2 protein-coding genes are annotated in these 1,670 nt (G+C 60.9%); both read right to left on the minus strand.

The window, feature by feature from the left end:
- Positions 1–80 precede the first annotated feature (80 nt).
- The gene (gene gltA, locus EOA24_RS37155; protein WP_126060753.1) at positions 81–1,409 is read right to left on the minus strand and encodes a citrate synthase; all 1,329 of its coding nucleotides are present in this window, start codon (positions 1,407–1,409) and stop codon (positions 81–83) included.
- 180 nt (positions 1,410–1,589) lie between these two features.
- Positions 1,590–1,670 (minus strand): hypothetical protein (locus tag EOA24_RS44170; protein WP_348633103.1); only part of this gene is annotated, 81 nt, incomplete at its 5' end.

Here is a 1,670-nt window from a genome sequence, read left to right on the forward strand (position 1 = left end):
GGGAGTAGCGAATAGCGAGTGGGGGCTATCGGTTTGTCTTCTTCCCCTATTCGCTACTCGCTATCTCGCTATTCGCTCAATTACCTTTTCGCAATCGGCACGTAGTCGCGCTCGGTGGCGCCGGTGTAGAGCTGGCGCGGGCGGCCGATCTTCTGGTGCGGATCCTCGATCATTTCCTTCCACTGCGCGATCCAGCCGACGGTGCGCGCGACCGCGAACAGAACGGTGAACATGGTTGTGGGGAAGCCCAGCGCCTTCAGCGTGATGCCGGAATAGAAGTCGACGTTCGGGTAGAGCTTCTTTTCGATGAAGTAAGCGTCGGTTAGCGCGATCTTCTCCAGCTCCATCGCGATGTCGAGCAACGGATCGTCCTTGATGCCGAGCTCGCCCAACACCTCATGCGCGGTCTTCTGCATGATCTTGGCGCGCGGATCGTAGTTCTTGTAGACGCGGTGACCGAAGCCCATCAGCCGGAACGGATCGTTCTTGTCCTTGGCCCGGGCAATAAACTCCGGGATGTGGTCGACATGGCCGATCTCGCCCAGCATGTTCAGCGCCGCTTCGTTGGCGCCGCCATGCGCCGGGCCCCACAGGCAGGCGATGCCAGCGGCAATGCAGGCGAACGGATTGGCGCCGGAAGAGCCGGCGAGGCGAACCGTCGAGGTCGAGGCGTTCTGCTCGTGGTCGGCGTGCAGGATGAAGATGCGCTCCATGGCGCGCGCAAGCACCGGATTGATCTTGTACTCCTCGCACGGCACGGCAAAGCACATGTGCAGGAAATTGGCGGCGAAGCCGAGATCGTTCTTCGGATAAATGAAGGGCTGGCCGATATGGTATTTGTAGGCCATCGCCGCGATGGTCGGCATCTTGGCGATCAGGCGCATCGAGGCGACCATGCGCTGATACGGGTCCGAGATGTCGGTCGAGTCGTGGTAGAAGGCCGACAGCGCGCCGACCACGCCGCACATGACGGCCATCGGGTGCGCGTCGCGGCGGAAGCCGGTGAAGAAGCGCGACATCTGCTCGTGCACCATGGTGTGACGCGTCACGCGATAGTCGAAATCCTCCTTCTGCGCCTTGGTCGGGAGTTCCCCGTAGAGCAGGAGGTAACAGACTTCGAGGAAGTCGCCATGTTCGGCAAGCTGGTCGATCGGATAGCCGCGATGCAAGAGGATGCCGGCGTCGCCGTCGATGAAGGTGATTGCCGACTCGCAGCTTGCGGTGGAGGTGAAGCCGGGGTCGTAGGTGAAGGCGCCGGTGGTGCTGTAGAGCGCGCCGATGTCGATGACGTCAGGCCCAGTCGACCCGCTTCGCACCTTGAATTCATGGGTCTTGCCGGCGAGTTCGAGCCTGGCGGTCGACTCGTGCGCCTTGCTGCCCGGTTCCAGTTTTGTCGCAGCTTCGCTCATTCTCAAACTCCCTTTGTATCCTCATGCCGGCAAAGCAATTCCTGCAAACGACACGTCGAAGTCACCGGAATGCGCGAACTCGCCACCGCATTTTAGGAGGTGCGTGCCAATTGGGCCAAGGCCTAATGTTGCACTGCGAAACACACCTTTCAATGCCAATCTTCTTGGGCCAGTCCGCTCCTAATCGATTTGATCTCCAATGCGCGCCAGGCTTTCCTGGCGGCCCAGCACGGCCAGCACGTCGAACACGCCGGGCGATGT

This window comes from Mesorhizobium sp. M2A.F.Ca.ET.039.01.1.1 (assembly GCF_003998035.1).
Lineage (GTDB): Bacteria > Pseudomonadota > Alphaproteobacteria > Rhizobiales > Rhizobiaceae > Mesorhizobium.

Coding starts and splice junctions, on each gene's coding strand:
- gltA (WP_126060753.1), bottom strand. CDS start 1,409: ATGAGCGAAGCTGCGACAAAACTGGAACCGGGCAGCAAGGCGCACGAG.